This is a genomic window from Erwinia oleae, assembly GCF_000770305.1.
GTDB classification, from domain to species: Bacteria; Pseudomonadota; Gammaproteobacteria; order Enterobacterales; family Enterobacteriaceae; genus Erwinia; species Erwinia oleae.
In genome coordinates this window covers 1-18,613 of sequence record NZ_JNVB01000028.1, presented here as the reverse complement: position 1 = coordinate 18,613, position 18,613 = coordinate 1, and the positions used below count along the sequence as shown (strand labels likewise).

The window sequence follows — 18,613 nt, the reverse complement described above, 5'->3', positions numbered from 1 at the left end:
TGTTGAGGGGGTTTTATGCTTTTGTATCAGTTCAGTAAAGGCACTAATCCACGCCGGGTCATTATTTATATAGCTGAAAAAGGCCTGGTTATCCCACGGTACGAACTCGATTATCTGAATGGCGAGCACCGCTCCGCTGAGTATCTCAGCATTAACCCTTCGGGGCGGGCGCCCACCTTGCTCACGGACTCGGGCGTTGCCATAAACGATTCCGCAGCCATTATAGAATATCTGGAAGAGATTTTTCCTCACAATACCATGACAGGAACCGATCCTGTTTCACGGGCGCGTGTCCGTGCGGTGGAGCGGCTGGGGAGCGATCTTGTGGCGCGGGGCCAGCTGTGGTTATGGAATATCACCCCTGCTTTTCCGAAGAAAGAAGCTGCGCCGTCAAAAGCAACGGCGGATCGATTATTTGCTTATATCACAGAGCTGTTGAATGTGCTGGAAGAGGAAGTGGGTGAGAATGCGTTCCTGGCCGGCGAGCGACCGACAATAGCTGACTTCACCACTTTTCCCATTTTCCAGACCGCGCGAGAAAGATTTGACCTCTCATTCGGCAACGATCACCCGCGTCTTGATGCCTGGTATAAGCGTTTTCGGGCAAGGCCGGCTGCCGATTATTAAACATTCCGCGCCATGTCTTTCATGATGTCGGCGACCCTATCAAAATACTCAGTCAGATAGTTAATACAGACATGCACTTTTAACGGCAGCTTGTCCTTTTGCGTAAAGAGCGCGTAGACCGGCCGCGGCGCCGAATAGTACTGACCAAACAGGATATCCACTTTACCGGCGTTGATTTCGTCAATCACCCACATCAGCGGCACATAAGCGATGCCACACCCGGCCACCAGCCAGCGCACCAGCGTTTGCGAGTCGTTGGTAATAAAGCGCCCCTGCGGCGAAAGCCGTATGGAACTGCCCTCCTGGGCGGTCATTTCAAAGTCGTTATCCGGCCGTACGCTGTACTCCAGCCACGAAAAATTACCGATGTCGCCCGGTTTCTCCGGCGTGCCGTGCTGCGCCAGATAGCTTCTGGCGGCGCATACCACCATTGGCATGGAGCCCAGCCTTTTCGAGAACAGGCTGGAGTCCTGCAACGCGCCGACGCGGATCACCAAATCGAGCCCGTTGGCGATGGGATCGGGCGCCGGACTGCCGGTCATCACGTTAACGGTCAGTCCCGGATACTCTTTCAGCATGTCGGCGGTCATGGTTGCCAGCACGTTTTGCGCCATCGTTGAGGAACTGCCAATGCGCAGTGTGCCGACCGGCGTGTTGTTGAAAGCATAGAGCTGTTCGTGCGCCTGCTGCGCTTCCGACATCATCCGGCGGCAGCCCTGGAAAAAAATCTTCCCGGCTTCGGTCAGACCGAGACTGCGGGTGCTACGATTAAGCAGCTTTACCTGAAGTTCATTCTCCAGCTTCGCCACCGCCTGGCTGACGGCGGAAACGCTCATTTTGAGCTGGTGTGCCGCGGCGGTAAATGAACCCAGTTCCACCACGCGTGCGAACACGGACATACCTTTTAGTTTTTCCATTGTTAACTCTGGCTTAAAAGTGATTTAGATCACATTTAGTAGAAAACATATAGTAAGCCGCGTTACTATAGCACTGCCGGACCACTTCGCCGTCGCTCGCCCGCCTTTGTTGCGTGTCATTTTTCAACGCACGCCTGCCCCAGGCGTCATCCCGTGACTATCAACATGCTTCCCATTATCGGGCGCGTGACGTGTGGCAAAAGACGTGGAACCGGTTGAGGAACATTAAGGAATCGATATGAGCGTGCTGCCGGTTATGGTTATTTTTGGGCTCTCTTTTCCGCCCATCTTTTTTGAAATTATTGTGTCACTGATGCTGTTCTGGCTGGTGCGTCGTCTGCTTACGCCGACCGGCATCTATGATTTTGTCTGGCATCCCGCGCTGTTCAATACTGCGCTGTTCTGCTGTCTGTTCTGGCTGGTTACCCGGTTGTTTGTTTGAGGTTGCAATGAAAGCGCTAACAAAAAAAATCACTCGTTTTGCTCTTACCCTCATTTTAGTGATTATCGCTATCGTCGTCATTTTCCGTGTCTGGGTGTTTTATACCGAGTCGCCGTGGACGCGCGACGCGAAATTCACTGCGGATATTGTGGCGATTGCGCCTGACGTCAGCGGCCTGATCACCGACGTTCGCGTGCGTGACAACCAACTGGTGAAAAAGGATCAGGTGCTGTTCGTTATCGACAGGCCACGCTATCAACAGGCGTTGGATCAGGCCGAAGCGGACGTGGGTTACTACCAGGCGCTGGTCAATGAAAAGCGGCGTGAAGCGTCGCGCCGCAACCAGTTGGGCGTTTCTGCGATGTCGCGCGAGGCCATTGAGCAGTCAAATAATGATTACCAGACCAGCGAACATCAGCTGGCGAAGGCCGTGGCCACGCGCAATACCGCGAAGCTCGATCTGGAACGAACCGAGGTGAAAGCGCCCGCCGACGGCTGGATAACCAACCTTAACGTCTACCGGGGCGAATTTATTACGCGCGGTTCAACGGCCGTGGCGCTGGTTCAGCAACACAGCTTTTACGTGCTGGCTTACATGGAAGAAACCAAGCTGGACGGTATTCGTCCCGGCTATCGCGTCGAAATCACGCCGCTCGGCAGCAACCGCGTGCTGCATGGAACGGTGGACAGCATTGCCGCAGGCGTGACCAACAGCAGCAGCAGCATCGACAGCAAAGGCATGGCGACCATTGATTCGAATCTGGAGTGGGTGCGCCTGGCGCAGCGAGTGCCGGTGCGTATTCATCTCGATCGGCAGCAGGGCAACCTTTATCCTTCCGGCACCACCGCCACGGTCGTGGTGACGGGTGAAAACGATCGCCGCGTGAAAGATCGCTCGCCGTTGATGCAGCTGATGCATCGCCTGCGAGAGTTCGGCTAAGCGGGAGCGCCTTATGCTGTGGTATCGTCTGCGGTTCCCTGTCAAGCTCACCTTCGCCATTCTGCTGGCGCTGCTGATTGGTTTCCATTTCAACCTTGAAACGCCACGCTGGGCGGTGATGACCGCCTGTATCGTCGCGGGCGGTACGGCCTTTGCCGCAGGCGGCGATCCCTTCTCCGGCGCGCTGCGTCATCGCGGCATGTTGCGTATTATCGGCACGTTTATCGGCTGTATTGCGGCGCTGATCATTATGATCGCCACCATTCGCGCACCGGCGCTGATGCTACTGTTGTGCTGCCTGTGGGCCGGGCTTTGCGTCTGGCTCTCATCGCTGATCAAGGTGGAAAACTCCTACGCGCTTGGGCTGGCGGGCTATACGGCGCTGATTATTGTGGTCAGCGTGGATGCCAACGGTTCGGTGCTGCTGGCGCCGCAGTTTGCCGTTGAGCGCTGCTGCGAAATCATTATCGGTATTGTTTGCGCCGTGCTCGCCGACATGCTGTTTTCGCCGCGTTCGATAAAAAACGATATCGGGCGCGAGATCGACGTGTTGCTGATCGAACACTATCGTCTGATGCAACTCTGCGTGATGCATGCCGACAAAGAAGAGGTGGATAAAACCTGGACCGGACTGGTTCGCCGCACGATGGCGCTGAACGGAATGCGTACGCATCTGCTGATGGAACCGGGTCACTGGCAAAAAACAGACCGACGGATGCGCGCGCTGAACACGCTTTCGCTGACGCTCATTACTCAGGCAGCGGAAACGTTTCTTATCCAGAACACGCAGAGCGCGTATATGCCGCCGCAGTTTCAACTGTTGTTTGAAAAACCGGTAGAAACCATTGCGGACGTGCACAAACGCATGAAAATTATGCGGCGGATTATCGCTGCCAGCGGCAGTAAAAACACGCCGCTGACGCTTTCTAACTGGGTGGGCGCCGCCACGCGCTATCTGCTGCTGATCAAAGGCATTCATACCAACAGCAGCATCAGTCGCAGTGAAGAAGAGGTGCTGAACAGCGAGCCGGTGGTGAAAATGCGCTCGGCGGAATCGCGCCACGCGCTGGTGAACGGTATCCGCACGTTTGTTGCCACGGCGGTAGGCTCGCTGTTCTGGCTGTGGACCGGCTGGACATCAGGGAGTGGCGTGATGGTGATGCTGGCGGTGATCACCGCGCTGGCGATGCGCATGCCAAACCCGCTGATGATGGCGAAAGATTTTCTCTATGGCATGATCGCTGCGATCCCGATCGGCGCCATTTACTATATGGTGATCATGCCCGCCACGCAGCAAAGTATGCTGCTGCTCTGTATCGCGCTGGGCGTGATGACCTTCATCGGCGGCATCCTGATCCAGCGCCGTCAGATCGGCACGCTCGGCGCGCTGGTGGGAACGCTGAACGTGCTGACGCTGGATAATCCGATGACCTTTCAGGTGGATTTTTTCCTCGACAACGCGCTGGGGCAGGCCATTGGCTGCTGTGTTGCGCTGCTGGTGATCTTATTGATCCGCGACACGTCGAAAGCGCGCATTGGCCGCACCTTGCTCAACCGCTTTATGTATGCGGCCGTCGCGGCAATGACCACCAGTCAGGCCAGGCGACGGGAAAACCATCTGCCCGCGCTCTATCAGCAGCTTTTTATGCTGTTGAATCTGTTTCCTGGCGATATCGATAAATACCGCATCGCGCTGACGCTGATTATCGGCCATCAGCGGCTGCGCGACGCCGACATTCCGGTAAACCGCGATCTTTCCGATTTCCACAAACAGCTGCGTCACACCGCCGACCAGGTCATTGCCAGCGGCAGCGATGCCAAACGTCGCCGCTATTTCGGACAGCTGCTGGCGGAGCTGGAGATCTATCAGGAGAAGCTGCGTTACTATGAGGCGCCGCTCAGCGTGACAGAACCGGTGGCGCGTCTGGCACAGATGCTGAAAAAATATCAGAATACGCTGGTGCAAATCTGATACGACGCTTTCGCGGTTGATACACAGAGAATCTCACCATCTATACTTACTCCTCAGCCCTTACAGGAGAAAAGTATCATGTCATCCCTTCAGGACAATGAACTGTTTCAGACGGGTTTCCTTGCTGGCGGCCAGTGGCAACGCTGCAAGGAAACCTTTGACGTGCTCAACCCGGCGACCGGCGAAACCATCGCGCAGGTCGCGCGCGCCGGAAAAAACGAAACCGAACAGGCGATTGCCGCCGCAGAGAAAGCGTTTCCGGCCTGGCGGGCTAAAACCGCTAAAGAGCGCAGCGACATCCTCAATCGCTGGTATCAGTTGGTGATTGAGAACAAAAGCTGGCTGGGAAAACTGATGACCGCAGAGCAGGGCAAACCGGTGAAAGAAGCGGAGGGCGAAGTAGAGTACGCCGCCAGTTTTATTCAGTGGTTTGCCGAGCAGGCGAAGCGCGCTAACGGGGAGATTATTCCGCCTGCCAAAGCGGGATCGCGTATTCTGGCGACGCGTGAACCGATTGGTGTGGTGGCGGCCATTACGCCGTGGAACTTCCCGATGGCGATGCTGACCCGCAAGCTGGGCCCGGCGCTGGCGGCGGGCTGTACCGGTGTGATCAAACCGGCCAATAACACGCCGCTTTCCGCCTTTGCGCTGCTGGCGCTGGCGAAGAAAGCGGGCATGCCGGACGGTGTGCTCAATGCGGTGGCGGGCGATACGCATGCGATCAGCGATGCGATCATGGCCAGCAAGGCGGTCAGAAAGATCTCTTTCACCGGTTCTACCGGGGTGGGCAAGCTGCTGATGCGCAACGCGGCTGAAACGATGAAAAAAGTGTCGATGGAACTGGGCGGCAATGCGCCTTACATCGTCTTTGAAGACGCAGATATCGATGCGGCGGTGAAAGGCGCCATTGCCAATAAATTTCGCAATGCGGGTCAGGTATGCGTCAGCGTCAATCGCTTCTTTATCCACAACAGCATCTACGATCGCTTTGTGGATCAGCTTGCCGGTGAAGTCAGCAAACTCAACGTGGGCAACGGCATGGATGAAGGCGTAGTGGTGGGGCCGCTGATCGAATCCGCCGCCGTCGATAAAGTTGAAGAGCACGTGAAGAACGCGGTGGCAAACGGCGGACGGATCGTCACCGGCGGCGCGCGTCACGCGCTGGGCGGCAATTTCTGGCAGCCGACGGTGATTGCTGACGCCAACGACAACATGCAGCTTTCACGCGAAGAAACCTTTGGTCCGGTGGCGGCCTGTTTCCGCTTTGATAATGAAGAGGAGGTTGTTCGCCGCGCCAATAATACCGAGTTTGGCCTTGCCGCATATTTCTACACGCAGAACTTGCAGCGCGTTTTCCGCGTCTCCGCGGCGCTGGAAAGCGGTATGGTTGGCATCAATGAGTGTGCGGTATCGACCGAGCTGGCGCCGTTTGGCGGCGTGAAGGAGTCCGGGCTGGGGCGGGAAGGCTCTGTACTGGGCCTGGAAGAATATATGGAAGTGAAGGCCCTGCATATCGGCGGTTTGTAACACATCGACGAGGGGCCGTCAGGATCGGGGCAGGCCTGTGCCTGCCGCCGCAGCCTCTCAGTAAAAAGGGCTTCGGCGAACGAAGCCAAACGTCTTCATGCTGACGAGGAATGCGGTCCGGCAATGCAGCTTATTTGAACAGTTCAGCGGTAGCGTGGTAGTTGCCGTTGGTATAGGCCTCAATGATGCGATAGGCGCTGGCGCCCTGCTGGTCGGCTTTCTCAGAGAGCTGCTGACGGATATCGATTGGGGCGGCGTCTATACCGCTTACGGTTATTGTACCCACTGATTGCAGGTTATTTTTAGCCACGTCTTCGCTGGTCACCAGGTTTGCGGCGCTGGCGCCGAAAGAAACAACAGCGGCCAGGCTCAGGGCAGCGATAGCGATTTTACTTTTCATGATACTTACTCCATCTTTGTGAGCGCCAACTCCGGCCGGGGAATATCAGGCCGCGATAGCGCGTTATATTCTTTTTACTTTCAGTTGATTAGCGTGCGCTTACTTGTAGATTTCGGCCGTGGCATGATAGTTATCATCAAGTTTTGCTTCGATGATGCGATAGGCCGTTGCGCCCTGCGCGTCTGCTTTCTGGCTGAGCGCCTGACGGATGTCCATTGGTGCCGCAGCGTTGCCACTCACGGAAACGGTGCCGAGGGATTGCAGATTTTGTGTTTGTCCGGCGTCCACATAATTTGCGGCAGATGCGCCGAATGACAGAGCAGATAGCAGGCTAAGCGATGCAACAGTAGTTTTAATGTTCATGGTGTTATTCCTCGTCTCTATTTTTATCTTTTTAGAAAGTGTGATTCGCATCACGAAAAAGAGTATAGATCTGATACCGGAAAATATTAATAGCATGCTAATAATATTTTGATGGGATACTTCAGTGCTAAACCACTTTTTAATAACGATAAGTTATAAGAAAAGCTTATTTCTGGCGTTGGTCATAAGAAATCCCATGAAAAACAAGGAAGTGGAAGAAATGAGCGATTTGTGCGGTTAGTAGCAGTGGTTCAGGCTGCCCCAGGAGACCAGCATCTCGTTATCTTTTGCTAAATGTGGCTTTATTAGCGTAATGTGCTGCTTTTTACATAAAAGCAAAAAAAGAGCCGCCAGAACGGCGGCTCAGGTAAGACGGACAGATCAAAAGTGTTGTTCGCGTGTTAAATAAAACGCTGCTTATAACTCTTGTTCAAAGAGATGCAGAACAGCTTCATAGAGTTGTTTAACGGTGAACGCGCGCGCAGGGGTGATGAAGATAGTGTCATCACCGGCGATTGTCCCGAGAATGCCTTCTGCTTTTCCAAGGGAATCCAGCAGGCGGGCGATCAGTTGCGCTGCGCCGGGGCTGGTATGAATGACCACCAGCGCATCATTGTAATCAATATCCAGCACCAGGTTTTTCAACGGGCTGGTGGTGGTCGGCACACCCAGCTCCGCAGGAAGGCAGTAAACCATCTCCATTTTCGCATTCCGGGTGCGAACCGCGCCAAATTTGGTTAACATGCGGGAAACTTTGGACTGATTGATATTATCGAAGCCATCTTCCTGCAACGCAGCGACGATTTCGCCCTGCGAGCTGAACTTCTCTTCTTTTAATAAGGCCTTAAAGGCCTTTATCAGATCTTCTTGTTTGGATGGGATACGCATAAAATTCCGCTAAAATTTACCGGTTATGGGGAGAATCCCGGTCGGGACCGTCTGTCATTATGCATTTGAATGAATGTTTATGCAAACGGGCGAGAAGGCTGCAAAGACCTGGCAACGTTCTGCTAAAAAGGCAGAAAAATAAGCGTGCAGAAGGCAGTTAAGGTGAATGGTTTGTTATAAAATTGATGTTGTTCTGCTAAGTGGTAAGGGTGTAATGTAACGGCCATTCAGGTTGTTGCCTGTGCATTCACGGCACTTGATGCTCACATAATAAGGAGTTTAGGATGAAAGTTGCAGTTCTCGGTGCAGCCGGTGGTATTGGCCAGGCTCTCGCTCTTCTGCTGAAAACCCAGCTTCCGGCAGGTTCAGAACTCTCTCTGTACGATATCGCTCCCGTGACGCCCGGGGTGGCCGTCGATTTAAGCCACATTCCTACCGCCGTCAGCATTAAAGGCTTCAGCGGCGAAGACGCCACGCCAGCGCTTCAGGGCGCAAATGTGGTGCTGATCTCTGCGGGCGTCGCCCGCAAGCCCGGAATGGATCGCTCCGACCTGTTTAACGTGAACGCCGGTATCGTGCGCAACCTGATCCAACAGGTTGCGGATACCTGTCCTCAGGCGCTGATCGGTGTCATCACCAATCCGGTGAACACCACCGTTGCGATCGCCGCTGAAGTACTGAAGAAAGCGGGCGTCTACGACAAAAACAAACTGTTCGGCGTGACCACGCTGGATATTATTCGCGCCAATACTTTTGTGGCTGAACTGAAAGGTAAAAACCCTGGCGAGCTGAACGTGCCGGTTGTTGGCGGCCACTCAGGCGTGACCATCCTGCCTCTGCTGTCGCAAATTCAGGGCGTCAGCTTCTCTGAGCAGGAGGTCAGCGACCTGACCAAACGCATTCAGAATGCGGGTACGGAAGTGGTTGAAGCAAAAGCCGGTGGCGGATCGGCTACGCTGTCGATGGGGCAGGCCGCGGCCCGCTTTGGTCTGTCACTGGTGCGTGCGCTGAATGGCGAAAGCAACGTGGTGGAATGCGCCTACGTCGAAGGTGACGGCGAGCATGCGCGTTTCTTCTCTCAGCCGCTGCTGCTGGGCAAGAACGGCGTGGCCGAACGTAAACCGATTGGCAACCTGAGCGCGTTTGAGCAGCAGGCATTGAACAGCATGCTCGACACGCTGAAAAAAGATATCACGCTGGGCGAAGAGTTCGTTAAGTAACCCACAACAGGGCCGGCACCGTCCGGCCCTGCTTTTCACTATCCTGCCTGACGCTAGTTCCCCGGATATTCCAGCACCGTGATCGGTAACGTCATCTTGCGGTCATTACGCAGAATATTGACGTCGATCACCGTTCCCGGCCTGATCTCAGCTACCTGATCCATCGTCTCCACCGCCGAGACGGCGGGTCGGTTATTCACGCGAGTGATCACATCGTTAACCTGAAGCCCCGCCTTCGCCGCCGGGCCGCCCTGCGCGACGTTGGTCACCACGATCCCCTGAATGTGGTCGAGACTGGCATTCTGCGCATGAAACTGCGGGATCTCCCGACCGCTGATGCCAATGAAGCCTCTGATCACCCGGCCATCACGGATCAGCTTATCCATGATCTTCGCCGCCAGCACGGTTGGAATGGCAAAGCCAATGCCTTCCGGCGTCTCGCCATCGTTGCTTTTATCGAAAGAAAGTGTGTTGATGCCCATCAGCTCGCCAAGCGAATTAATCAGCGCGCCGCCCGAATTGCCTTTGTTAATGGAGGCATCGGTTTGCAGGAAGTTTTGATAGCGTGAAGGGCTCAATCCGACCCGCCCGGTGGCGCTGATAATGCCCTGCGTCACGGTCTGACCAATGTTATAAGGATTGCCGATCGCCATCACCAGATCGCCGATATGCGCGATGCGTTTAGGGTTAATAGGGATCACCGGCAGGGCGGAGGCGGTGATTTTCAACACCGCCAGATCGGTCAGGCTATCGGAACCCACCAGCATCGCCTCAAATATACGACCGTCCTGCAACGCGACAATGATCTGATCGGCGTCGTTAATGACGTGTTTGTTGGTAAGAATATAACCGCGCGCATCCATGATAACGCCGGAACCAAGCGTGCGAATTTCCAGATTATCAGCCGAGGCGTTGGCGCTGCGGTTGTAAACATTCACGACGGCGGGGGCGGCACGACGAACCGCAGCGTTATAGCTGACCGGCGAGCGATTCGCGCTGTCGTCTTTATGAGCAAAGAAGTCAGTGCCGATCCTCAACGCAGGTACGGCGGCCAGCAGAAGACCTGCTACCACTAAACCAAGAAGCACCGAACGTAAGAGTTTAAGAAACATGGCGTTGAATGATAAGTGAATGAACGTCCGGCAGAATAACACGAGTTGAGCGGACACGCAGGTGTCCGCATCATCATTTAGCGCAGCAGCAGATAAATGCTTTCACCGCCGCGGATCACATTCAGCGCCAGCAACGGCGGTTTAGCGTCCAGCAGCTTGCGCAGTTCGGTAAGATTCTGTACCCGCGTGCGGTTTACGCCGACGATAACGTCGTCTTTTTGCAGGCCAAACTGCTCTGCTGGTGTCGATTTTTCAACGGCGGTAACGCTGACGCCTTTCGTGCCGTCTTTCGCTGCGCCGTCGCTAAAGGTAGCGCCCTGAAGCGCAGGCGTCATCTGTTCAGCGCTGACGGTGGTTTGCGTGCTGGTGTCCAGCTTCACGCTAACCGTCTGCGGTTTGCCGTCGCGGATCAGGCCGACGCGGACGTCTTTACCCGGTGCGGTGGTGCCGATTTTCACGCGCAGCGCGGCAAAGCTCTCCACAGGTTTGTCATCCAGCGTGGTAATAATATCGCCTGCTTTGATGCCTGCTTTCGCCGCCGCAGAACCCGGAATCACTTCGTTAACGAAGGCGCCGCGCTGGATATCGACGTTGAAGGCTTTGGCCATGTCCGCCGTCATTTCAGTGCCTTTGATCCCCAACTGGCCGCGCTTCACTTCGCCAAACTCAATCAGCTGCTGAGCAAGATTCATCGCCATATTGCCCGGAATGGCAAAGCCGATGCCGATATTGCCACCGGCAGAGGAGAGGATAGCGGTATTCAGACCAATCAGTTCGCCGTTAAGGTTTACCAGCGCGCCGCCGGAGTTGCCGCGATTAATGGCCGCGTCGGTCTGTATAAAGTTTTCCAGCCCTTCAAGGTTCAGTCCGCTGCGGCCCAGCGCCGAGATGATCCCGGAAGTGGCGGTTTGACCCAGGCCGAACGGATTGCCGATGGCGACGGCAAAGTCGCCAACTTTTAACTGATCTGAGTCAGCCACTTTAATCTGCGTCAGCCCTTTTGCGCCGTTAATCTGAATCAGCGCAATATCTGTCTGCTCGTCGTGGCCGATCAGCTTCGCGTCAAACTCGCGCCCGTCGCTGAGCTGAACACTGATTTTGTCCGCGCCGTTCACCACATGATTATTGGTTAATACGTAGCCTTTCTCTGCATTGATGACCACGCCGGAAGCGAGCCCTTCAAAAGGCTGCGGTTGCGCCTCACCGTTGCCTTCGCTCTGACCAAAGAACCGCTTGAGTGGTTCAGGGATCTCCTGGGCTTGCGTCTGCGTACCTTCCACATGGACGCTCACCACCGCAGGCAGCACTTTTTCCAACATTGGCGCCAGGCTCGGTAGCGGCTGGCCCTGAATTTGTGCCGGCAGCGTCGCCTGAGCCTGAGGCGTAACGGTCAGATTGAGGCCAATACTTAATGCTAATACGCTTAACAGTAATGATTTCTTCTTCATCGTTACAACGCTCTCACTTGATAAATGGGGGACGCGTGCCGGCGTGGAATAAAGGGCGACAATCGCCCCTGAGGAAGGCTTATTTTTTACTCCCGATCGCCGCTTCGCCGCGCAGCAGGCCGGAAGCGCTATCGGGGTAGTCGCGCGGCATCTGCACCGGCGCCTGGTCATTATCCGCTTCCGACTCCGTTAACTGATAAGCGAATGGATTTTTCTCGCCGGGCAGATTAGGCAGCAAATCGTTAGAGCCTTTCGCCATGTGCTGATAAAGCTGGCGATAGTCGCGCGCCATGTTATCCAGCAGTTCTGCGCTTTGCGCAAAGTGACTGGTCAACTCTTCACGGTAGTCGGCCAGTTCGGCCTTGGTTTTTTCCAGCTCGTACTGCATTGAGCGCTGTTCCCGTAGTTTCCTGTTACCAAAGCGCATTGCCACCGCGCCGATAACCAATCCAACTACCAACCCAATAAGCCCGTATTCCCAGGTCATAATAACTCCCGTGTTGTGTTCATTGTTCCGTAGGTTCGTCTGGTTGATGCCAGTCCACTGTTAGCCACTATAACCGCTAATCTCACGGAAGTGGAATCCTGAGGCAGCATAGCTTAGTCTGGAAGCGTTTTTTTTACGATCAACCTTCTGATTGCTCCGAATATTTCAGGAAATGTGAACAGATTATGCAAATGATGTCTCCTCTGTCGCGGTACCAGCAGGCGCTGGAAAACGGCGAGTATCAACCCGATGACGTGCAGCGCGAAGCCATCTCCCGGCTTGATGAGATTTATCACGCCCTGAGCGGCGCGGGGGCGACAAAACCGGAGTCAGGCAAAGGTTTGTTCGGCAAGCTGACTAAAATTATTGGCAAAGGTAAAAATGAGGCGGTTCAGCCGGTTCGCGGACTCTATATGTGGGGCGGCGTTGGGCGGGGAAAAACCTGGCTGATGGATCTGTTTTTTCAGGCAGTCCCTGGCGAGCGCAAGCTGCGGCTGCATTTTCATCGCTTTATGCTGCGCGTGCATGAAGAACTGACCGCGCTTCAGGGGCAAAGCGATCCCTTGCAGAGCATTGCCGATGGGTTCAAAAATGAAACCGATCTGCTCTGCTTTGATGAATTTTTTGTTTCGGATATCACGGATGCGATGCTGCTTGGCACGCTGATGGAAGCACTGTTCGCGCGCGGCATCACACTGGTGGCGACATCGAACATCCCGCCGGATGAGCTCTATCGCAACGGACTACAGCGCGCCCGTTTTCTTCCCGCGATTGAGATGATCAAAACGCACTGCGAAATTATGAACGTCGATGCCGGTATCGATTACCGACTGCGCACGCTGACCTCGGCGCATCTGTGGATGACGCCGCTTAACGAGAGCACCTCACAGGCAATGGAGCGCATGTTTACCGCCCTGGCGGGGCATAAGCCGACCGATAAGCCGGTGCTCACTATCAATCACCGTTCGCTGCCGACAATGGGCGTCGCTGAAGGCGTAGTGGCGATGGATTTTCATACGCTGTGCGGCGAAGGTCGCAGTCAGCACGATTACATTGAGCTTTCGCGCCGCTTTCACAGCATGCTGCTGTTTAACGTGCCGGTGATGATCTACAAAACCGAGGATCAGGCGCGGCGTTTTCTGGCGCTGGTGGATGAGTTTTACGAGCGCCACGTCAAGCTGGTGGTGTCGGCTGAAGCGTCGCTACACGAAATTTATCAGGGCGCTAAGCTGAAATTTGAGTATCAGCGCTGCATGTCGCGCCTTCAGGAGATGCAAAGCGAGGAGTATCTGCGCCTGCCGCACCTGCCATAAGCAAAAGCTCCCGGTAATTTTTGCAAAAAGGGGTCGCGCTTTGGTGATGACTTCTCTATAATCTTGCGACCCCACGTTACGACAAAGTTTTTCTTCCCAGAAACTTTGCTGCGCTGGCAACTCTGTCCGAGGGGGTGGGCTTGCTGGTCAAGATGGTCGTGTGAGCCTCAACCGTTTATTCAAGCGTTTGGGATTTCACCAACGTGTAACTTAATTTGGGTAAGCTTTTAGATGAAAACTTTTACAGCTAAGCCGGAAACCGTCCAGCGTGACTGGTATGTTGTTGACGCGACAGGCAAAACTTTAGGTCGTTTAGCGACTGAACTGGCTCGTCGTCTGCGCGGTAAACACAAAGCGGAATACACTCCGCACGTTGACACCGGTGATTACATTATCGTTCTGAACGCTGAGAAAGTTGCCGTAACCGGTAACAAGCGTAGCGATAAGATTTATTACCATCACACCGGTCACATCGGTGGTATCAAGCAAGCGACCTTCGAAGAGATGATTGCTCGCCGTCCTGAGCGTGTGATTGAAATCGCGGTTAAAGGCATGCTGCCAAAGGGCCCGCTGGGCCGTGCTATGTACCGTAAACTGAAAGTTTACGCGGGCAACGAGCACAACCATGCGGCACAGCAACCGCAAGTTCTTGACATTTAATCGGGATTACAGGCAATGGCTGAGAATCAAAACTACGGCACTGGTCGCCGCAAAAGCTCTTCCGCTCGCGTCTTTATCAAGCCGGGTAGCGGTAACATCGTAATCAACCAGCGTTCACTGGAACAGTACTTCGGTCGCGAAACTGCCCGCATGGTAGTGCGTCAGCCGCTGGAACTGATCGACATGGTTGGTAAATTCGATCTCTACATCACCGTTAAAGGTGGTGGTATCTCCGGTCAGGCTGGTGCGATCCGTCACGGCATCACCCGTGCGCTGATGGAGTATGACGAGTCACTGCGTGGCGAACTGCGTAAAGCAGGCTTCGTTACCCGCGATGCTCGTCAGGTTGAACGTAAGAAAGTCGGCCTGCGTAAAGCACGTCGTCGTCCACAGTTCTCCAAACGTTAATTTGCTCTGCTCCGGCAGAAGCGATTATCGAAAACCCGGTGCTTGCGCCGGGTTTTTCTTTTTTGGACGCAGGGAAATGCCGGGAAACGAGACGAAGTTAATCCTTTTCCCCTCAAATCCGTGTTCCCGCCCCCACAAGCAGACTAAAATCTGATAAACTCTCTGTCACTTTGCGCCCATAAGCAGGGCATTTATGCATGAAGTCCTGAGCGGTTCGTTGTTCAGTTTCGCGTCGTGCTAATGACAACGGGTTAAGCAGGTGAGTCGCCATCTGGTGGCCTTGCGTAGTATTTTCTGGATAAACTTGGAGGTTTACATGGCTGTCGCTGCCAACAAACGTTCGGTGATGACGCTGTTTTCTGGTCCAACTGACATTTTTAGCCATCAGGTTCGCATTGTTCTCGCGGAGAAGGGTGTCAGCGTTGAGATTGAACAGGTAGAAATGGATAACCTGCCACAGGATCTGATTGACCTCAATCCGTACCGCACCGTCCCTACCCTGGTCGATCGCGAGCTGACGCTGTATGAGTCACGCATCATCATGGAGTATCTGGACGAGCGCTTCCCGCATCCACCGCTGATGCCGGTTTATCCGGTTGCGCGTGGCGAAAGCCGCCTGATGATGCACCGCGTCGAGAACGACTGGTACAGCCTGATGCGCAAAGTTGAAAACGGTACGGCTCAGGAAGCGGAAGCCGCACGTAAGCAGCTGCGTGAAGAACTGCTGGCGATTGCGCCCCTGTTCGCCCGTACGCCATTCTTTATGAGCGAAGAGTTCAGCCTGGTAGATTGCTACCTGGCGCCGCTGCTGTGGCGTCTGCCGCAGATGGGCATAGAACTGGCTGGCGCCGGATCGAAAGAGCTGAAAGGCTATATGACGCGCGTGTTTGAGCGCGACTCGTTCCTGGCGTCTCTGACTGAACCGGAACGCGAAATGCGCCTGCAAACCCGGGGCTAGACGTATGGATACTACCCAACTGAGTGGACGTCGACCCTATCTGCTGCGTGCGTTCTACGACTGGTTGCTTGATAACCAGCTAACGCCGCATCTGGTAGTTGATATTAACCTGCCGGGCGTCATGGTGCCGCTGGAATATGCGCGTGACGGCCAGATTGTACTGAACATTGCACCGCGCGCCGTGGGTAACCTCGCGCTGGGCAATGACGAGGTATCTTTTAACGCCCGTTTCGGCGGTGTTCCGCGTCAGGTGACCGTGCCAATGGCGGCGATCATGGCTATTTACGCGCGTGAGAATGGCGCCGGCACAATGTTCGAGCCGGAACCGGTGTATACCGAAGCGGGTGAATACAATCCTGAAGAGGAGTCGCCGGAAACGGTCATGTCGGTTATTGATGGCGATCGGCCTGACGACAGCATTCAGGATGAAGACAACAATCCTGACGACGACCCGCCTCCGCGCGGCGGCCGTCCGGCCCTGCGCGTGGTGAAGTAAGCATATTTTTTATCCTCTAAGGCTCACTCCGGTGAGCTTTTTTTTATCTTTTTCCCACCAATATCATTACTTGCCGGAAAAACTTTTCTGACACGGTTTATGCTGGCAGGAATATTTTTATATCGCTTTCCATTCCATTACTCCCCCGCCATTTCGAAAATTTATTGTCTTTTTCTGAATTTCAACCCGGAGCGAGCCCCTTAAATACTGGCTCAGTTTTAGTTTATTTTTTGGCAGATAGCGCAGTTTTCCTACGTAAATTTACAGGAATTTATTGATTGTTTTTTTAAGAAAACATCGCAGATGTCCGCTAGTTACATTTGATGTAAACCCGGCAATCGCCGCCAGAGATATGAGGATAGACGGTAACATTCAGACGCCCTGTAGAACGAGGTTCGGATTTTTACCCGTTTCAGAGTGGGCAATTTGTGGTCATGGATAAGTTCGTGCGGATGCAAGAAGTCAGGGATGCTGTTTTCGATAAGCAGCCAAATGTTTGTAATGCTTTGGTGAAAAAATGAATCTTCAATTAATCGTAAAGGATGTAAAAGGTAAAGTTGTTTTTAAAGAGCTGTTAAAAGCTAATCAGCTATTATCTTTCAAAACTCCTGCCACCGCAGCCTCGCTTGAAATTCACAGCGAAGATGGCCAACCGCCAAAAAAAATCACCGCCAAAAAAGTTGATAACAATCTCGTTCTTGAGGTCGTTGACGAATCCGCCAGCGTAAACCATCAGATTGTGCTGGAGGACTATCCGGTAAGCGAGCTACCTGCTGTTATAGCTTCAGGGCCAGACGGCGTGGCCTGGGCGTATGAATATGATGCTGTAAACGGTTCTTATGACCTTGCATCTGTTCCCGTTGAGTCAATAATTGCCGGCCAGAATATTTTACCAATCGCTGCGGGCGGTTCGCTGGCCGCTACCGCGATGACCGTGGGTCTTGCGCCTTCTTCCAAAAAAGGAAGCCATCGAAAGTCTGTTTCATCTGAATCGTCTGATCAATCACCAGCCCCTGTACATATCCCCGATGAGGAAAATGAATCTGCGGAGCTGGCTGCTGAAAACAGCCTTAACCGTCCGGTGATCACCGATGACGAAGGCAACGCGATCGCTGACGGCGGCACGGTTACCGACAACACCCCGACGCTTGAGGGCGGCGGCATGCAGCCGGGCTCCCCGGTGATCATCACCGACGGTGACGAGGTGCTGGGCGAAACGGTGGCGGATGAGGACGGCAACTGGAGATTCACGCCGGACGCCCCGCTGGCCGACGGCGGGCACGCGATTGTGGTTGACGGCACTGACGCCGACGGCAACCCGGTCAGCGATACGGTTAACGTGATCGTCGACGGCGGCATTGGCGAAGAGAGCGGCACCGGTGAGAATGAGGAAAGCGGTGAAAGCGAGGAAATCGAAGAAAACAGCGAAAACGACACGGGCAACAGCGCCACCAAGCCGGTGATCACCGATGACGAAGGCAACGCGATCGCCGACGGCGGCACGGTTACCGACAACATCTATTATGTTCACTACACCAGTAAAACCGCCACGGGAGAAACCGTTGATCTGTACGTTGACCGTGATATCACGCTAAGCAGGACTGAAACCGCACAGGAAGATAATGCGGCTGATGTGACAGGTCAGGTTGAGCCAGTTCATGAGTATGTTGATCAGGGCACCATCCTTGACAATGAAAACAACAGCTTTGTCAGCGATACTTTTACTCTTGACGATCGCGGCGTTTTGCAGAACATCAACGTCAGCGTTTCCGGTGCAGATGTTAACGTCAATAACGTGGTTTCCATTAAGTGGTCGCTTCAGGTTTATAACGAGAAGACCTTCAGTTGGGATACCGTAACCACTGCGACAGAGTCACTGTCCAGCGATAAACCGTTAAATGTATCGTTGTCAGATTATGAGGAAGGAACCTATCGCGTCGTTGTTGAAAGCACCCAGTCCGGGCATGAAGGCTGGTTCTGGTCAACCAACTACGATCCGCTGCCGGTACAGGTCACCGTCAATATCGTCAGCACCACAGACTATCGGGTTAATGGCGACAGCAGCATAACCGGGTCGGTTTTTGCGCAAAACGGTGGAGTTGAAAGCACAGGCCAGGTGAAGTCGGTGGCTGGCGGTATTATCACCGACGCCGCAAGCTACACGGTAGTTGCTGCGGGCGGCGTCACTATCGCGGGTGCTTACGGTAAATTAACCCTCCATCAGGATGGCCGTTATACCTATACGCTCAACGGCGATTCGATAATCAAACTGGCTGGCAGTGAAGATATTTTCACCTACGTCCTGGCGGATGGCACGGTTAACAATCTGATCATGACGGTGGGCGTTTCCGTAAACGGTTCAGAAGGTGGAGCCCTGGTCATGGCGGGTAGCGTGGGCGCAGACAGTTTTAACGTTTATGATACCGACTTTACGT

19 protein-coding genes are annotated in these 18,613 nt (G+C 54.2%); 12 read left to right on the top strand and 7 right to left on the bottom strand.

Annotated elements, in window-relative coordinates:
* Positions 1-15 precede the first annotated feature (15 nt).
* Positions 16-627, top strand: coding sequence for a glutathione S-transferase family protein (locus GS12_RS11025; RefSeq protein ID WP_034946871.1), 612 nt, complete (start codon positions 16-18; stop codon positions 625-627).
* Here the strand turns inward: GS12_RS11025 and aaeR are convergent.
* The gene (aaeR, locus tag GS12_RS11020; protein ID WP_034946868.1) at positions 624-1,544 is read right to left on the bottom strand and encodes an HTH-type transcriptional activator AaeR; all 921 of its coding nucleotides are present in this window, start codon (positions 1,542-1,544) and stop codon (positions 624-626) included. The genes GS12_RS11025 and aaeR overlap by 4 nt on opposite strands.
* A gap of 238 nt (positions 1,545-1,782) precedes the next feature.
* Here aaeR and aaeX point away from each other — a divergent pair, with 238 nt between their 5' ends.
* From aaeX to GS12_RS11000, 4 genes are all read left to right on the top strand, one after another.
* A complete protein-coding gene (gene aaeX / locus GS12_RS11015) occupies positions 1,783-1,986 on the top strand; it encodes a p-hydroxybenzoic acid efflux pump operon protein AaeX (protein WP_034917365.1) in 204 nt (67 codons plus the stop codon).
* A gap of 7 nt (positions 1,987-1,993) precedes the next feature.
* Positions 1,994-2,926, top strand: a complete 933-nt coding sequence (aaeA, locus tag GS12_RS11010) for a p-hydroxybenzoic acid efflux pump subunit AaeA (protein WP_034917362.1) — start codon at positions 1,994-1,996, stop codon at positions 2,924-2,926.
* Positions 2,927-2,939: 13 nt separating this feature from the next.
* Positions 2,940-4,898 (top strand): p-hydroxybenzoic acid efflux pump subunit AaeB, encoded by a 1,959-nt coding sequence (aaeB, locus tag GS12_RS11005; protein ID WP_034946865.1) that lies wholly within the window; start codon positions 2,940-2,942, stop codon positions 4,896-4,898.
* 78 nt (positions 4,899-4,976) lie between these two features.
* Positions 4,977-6,425, top strand: coding sequence for an NAD-dependent succinate-semialdehyde dehydrogenase (locus GS12_RS11000; RefSeq protein ID WP_034946862.1), 1,449 nt, complete (start codon positions 4,977-4,979; stop codon positions 6,423-6,425).
* A 130-nt stretch (positions 6,426-6,555) separates the two neighbouring features.
* Here GS12_RS11000 and yhcN (GS12_RS10995) read toward each other — a convergent pair whose 3' ends face one another.
* From yhcN (GS12_RS10995) to argR, 3 genes are all read right to left on the bottom strand, one after another.
* On the bottom strand, positions 6,556-6,825 hold the full coding sequence (gene yhcN / locus GS12_RS10995) for a peroxide/acid stress response protein YhcN (protein ID WP_034946859.1): 270 nt from the start codon (positions 6,823-6,825) through the stop codon (positions 6,556-6,558).
* 99 nt (positions 6,826-6,924) lie between these two features.
* Positions 6,925-7,188: a peroxide/acid stress response protein YhcN gene (gene yhcN, locus GS12_RS10990; RefSeq protein ID WP_034946856.1), complete on the bottom strand. Its 264-nt coding sequence runs from the start codon at positions 7,186-7,188 to the stop codon at positions 6,925-6,927.
* 417 nt (positions 7,189-7,605) lie between these two features.
* A complete protein-coding gene (argR, locus tag GS12_RS10985; RefSeq protein ID WP_034917352.1) occupies positions 7,606-8,076 on the bottom strand; it encodes a transcriptional regulator ArgR in 471 nt (156 codons plus the stop codon).
* 284 nt (positions 8,077-8,360) lie between these two features.
* Here argR and mdh point away from each other — a divergent pair, with 284 nt between their 5' ends.
* Positions 8,361-9,296, top strand: coding sequence for a malate dehydrogenase (mdh, locus tag GS12_RS10980; protein WP_034917350.1), 936 nt, complete (start codon positions 8,361-8,363; stop codon positions 9,294-9,296).
* Between the two features lie 53 nt (positions 9,297-9,349).
* On the opposite strand, the gene degS is transcribed toward mdh, so the two are convergent.
* From degS to zapG, 3 genes are all read right to left on the bottom strand, one after another.
* Positions 9,350-10,408 (bottom strand): outer membrane-stress sensor serine endopeptidase DegS, encoded by a 1,059-nt coding sequence (gene degS / locus GS12_RS10975; RefSeq protein WP_034946853.1) that lies wholly within the window; start codon positions 10,406-10,408, stop codon positions 9,350-9,352.
* Between the two features lie 77 nt (positions 10,409-10,485).
* Positions 10,486-11,856, bottom strand: coding sequence for a serine endoprotease DegQ (gene degQ, locus GS12_RS10970; RefSeq protein ID WP_034917344.1), 1,371 nt, complete (start codon positions 11,854-11,856; stop codon positions 10,486-10,488).
* 79 nt (positions 11,857-11,935) lie between these two features.
* Positions 11,936-12,343: a Z-ring associated protein ZapG gene (gene zapG, locus GS12_RS10965; RefSeq protein ID WP_034917342.1), complete on the bottom strand. Its 408-nt coding sequence runs from the start codon at positions 12,341-12,343 to the stop codon at positions 11,936-11,938.
* 185 nt (positions 12,344-12,528) lie between these two features.
* On the opposite strand from zapG, the gene zapE reads away from it, so the two are divergent.
* From zapE to GS12_RS10935, 6 genes are all read left to right on the top strand, one after another.
* Positions 12,529-13,656: a cell division protein ZapE gene (gene zapE, locus GS12_RS10960; protein ID WP_034946850.1), complete on the top strand. Its 1,128-nt coding sequence runs from the start codon at positions 12,529-12,531 to the stop codon at positions 13,654-13,656.
* 231 nt (positions 13,657-13,887) lie between these two features.
* Positions 13,888-14,316, top strand: a complete 429-nt coding sequence (gene rplM, locus GS12_RS10955) for a 50S ribosomal protein L13 (protein ID WP_006121722.1) — start codon at positions 13,888-13,890, stop codon at positions 14,314-14,316.
* A 15-nt stretch (positions 14,317-14,331) separates the two neighbouring features.
* Positions 14,332-14,724 carry a 30S ribosomal protein S9 gene (gene rpsI / locus GS12_RS10950; RefSeq protein ID WP_034917337.1) on the top strand — a complete coding sequence of 131 codons (393 nt, stop codon included), beginning with the start codon at positions 14,332-14,334 and terminating at the stop codon, positions 14,722-14,724.
* A gap of 316 nt (positions 14,725-15,040) precedes the next feature.
* Positions 15,041-15,682, top strand: a complete 642-nt coding sequence (gene sspA, locus GS12_RS10945; RefSeq protein WP_034917335.1) for a stringent starvation protein SspA — start codon at positions 15,041-15,043, stop codon at positions 15,680-15,682.
* Between the two features lie 4 nt (positions 15,683-15,686).
* The gene (sspB, locus tag GS12_RS10940; protein WP_034917334.1) at positions 15,687-16,178 is read left to right on the top strand and encodes a ClpXP protease specificity-enhancing factor; all 492 of its coding nucleotides are present in this window, start codon (positions 15,687-15,689) and stop codon (positions 16,176-16,178) included.
* Between the two features lie 517 nt (positions 16,179-16,695).
* A partial coding sequence (locus GS12_RS10935; protein WP_034946847.1) for an Ig-like domain-containing protein occupies positions 16,696-18,613 on the top strand: 1,918 nt, incomplete at its 3' end.

Coding starts and splice junctions, on each gene's coding strand:
- aaeR (WP_034946868.1), bottom strand. CDS start 1,544: ATGGAAAAACTAAAAGGTATGTCCGTGTTCGCACGCGTGGTGGAACTG.
- sspA (WP_034917335.1), top strand. CDS start 15,041: ATGGCTGTCGCTGCCAACAAACGTTCGGTGATGACGCTGTTTTCTGGT.
- argR (WP_034917352.1), bottom strand. CDS start 8,076: ATGCGTATCCCATCCAAACAAGAAGATCTGATAAAGGCCTTTAAGGCC.
- yhcN (WP_034946859.1), bottom strand. CDS start 6,825: ATGAAAAGTAAAATCGCTATCGCTGCCCTGAGCCTGGCCGCTGTTGTT.
- degS (WP_034946853.1), bottom strand. CDS start 10,408: ATGTTTCTTAAACTCTTACGTTCGGTGCTTCTTGGTTTAGTGGTAGCA.
- sspB (WP_034917334.1), top strand. CDS start 15,687: ATGGATACTACCCAACTGAGTGGACGTCGACCCTATCTGCTGCGTGCG.
- GS12_RS11000 (WP_034946862.1), top strand. CDS start 4,977: ATGTCATCCCTTCAGGACAATGAACTGTTTCAGACGGGTTTCCTTGCT.
- GS12_RS11025 (WP_034946871.1), top strand. CDS start 16: ATGCTTTTGTATCAGTTCAGTAAAGGCACTAATCCACGCCGGGTCATT.
- aaeB (WP_034946865.1), top strand. CDS start 2,940: ATGCTGTGGTATCGTCTGCGGTTCCCTGTCAAGCTCACCTTCGCCATT.
- aaeA (WP_034917362.1), top strand. CDS start 1,994: ATGAAAGCGCTAACAAAAAAAATCACTCGTTTTGCTCTTACCCTCATT.
- rpsI (WP_034917337.1), top strand. CDS start 14,332: ATGGCTGAGAATCAAAACTACGGCACTGGTCGCCGCAAAAGCTCTTCC.
- yhcN (WP_034946856.1), bottom strand. CDS start 7,188: ATGAACATTAAAACTACTGTTGCATCGCTTAGCCTGCTATCTGCTCTG.
- mdh (WP_034917350.1), top strand. CDS start 8,361: ATGAAAGTTGCAGTTCTCGGTGCAGCCGGTGGTATTGGCCAGGCTCTC.
- zapG (WP_034917342.1), bottom strand. CDS start 12,343: ATGACCTGGGAATACGGGCTTATTGGGTTGGTAGTTGGATTGGTTATC.
- zapE (WP_034946850.1), top strand. CDS start 12,529: ATGCAAATGATGTCTCCTCTGTCGCGGTACCAGCAGGCGCTGGAAAAC.
- aaeX (WP_034917365.1), top strand. CDS start 1,783: ATGAGCGTGCTGCCGGTTATGGTTATTTTTGGGCTCTCTTTTCCGCCC.
- degQ (WP_034917344.1), bottom strand. CDS start 11,856: ATGAAGAAGAAATCATTACTGTTAAGCGTATTAGCATTAAGTATTGGC.
- rplM (WP_006121722.1), top strand. CDS start 13,888: ATGAAAACTTTTACAGCTAAGCCGGAAACCGTCCAGCGTGACTGGTAT.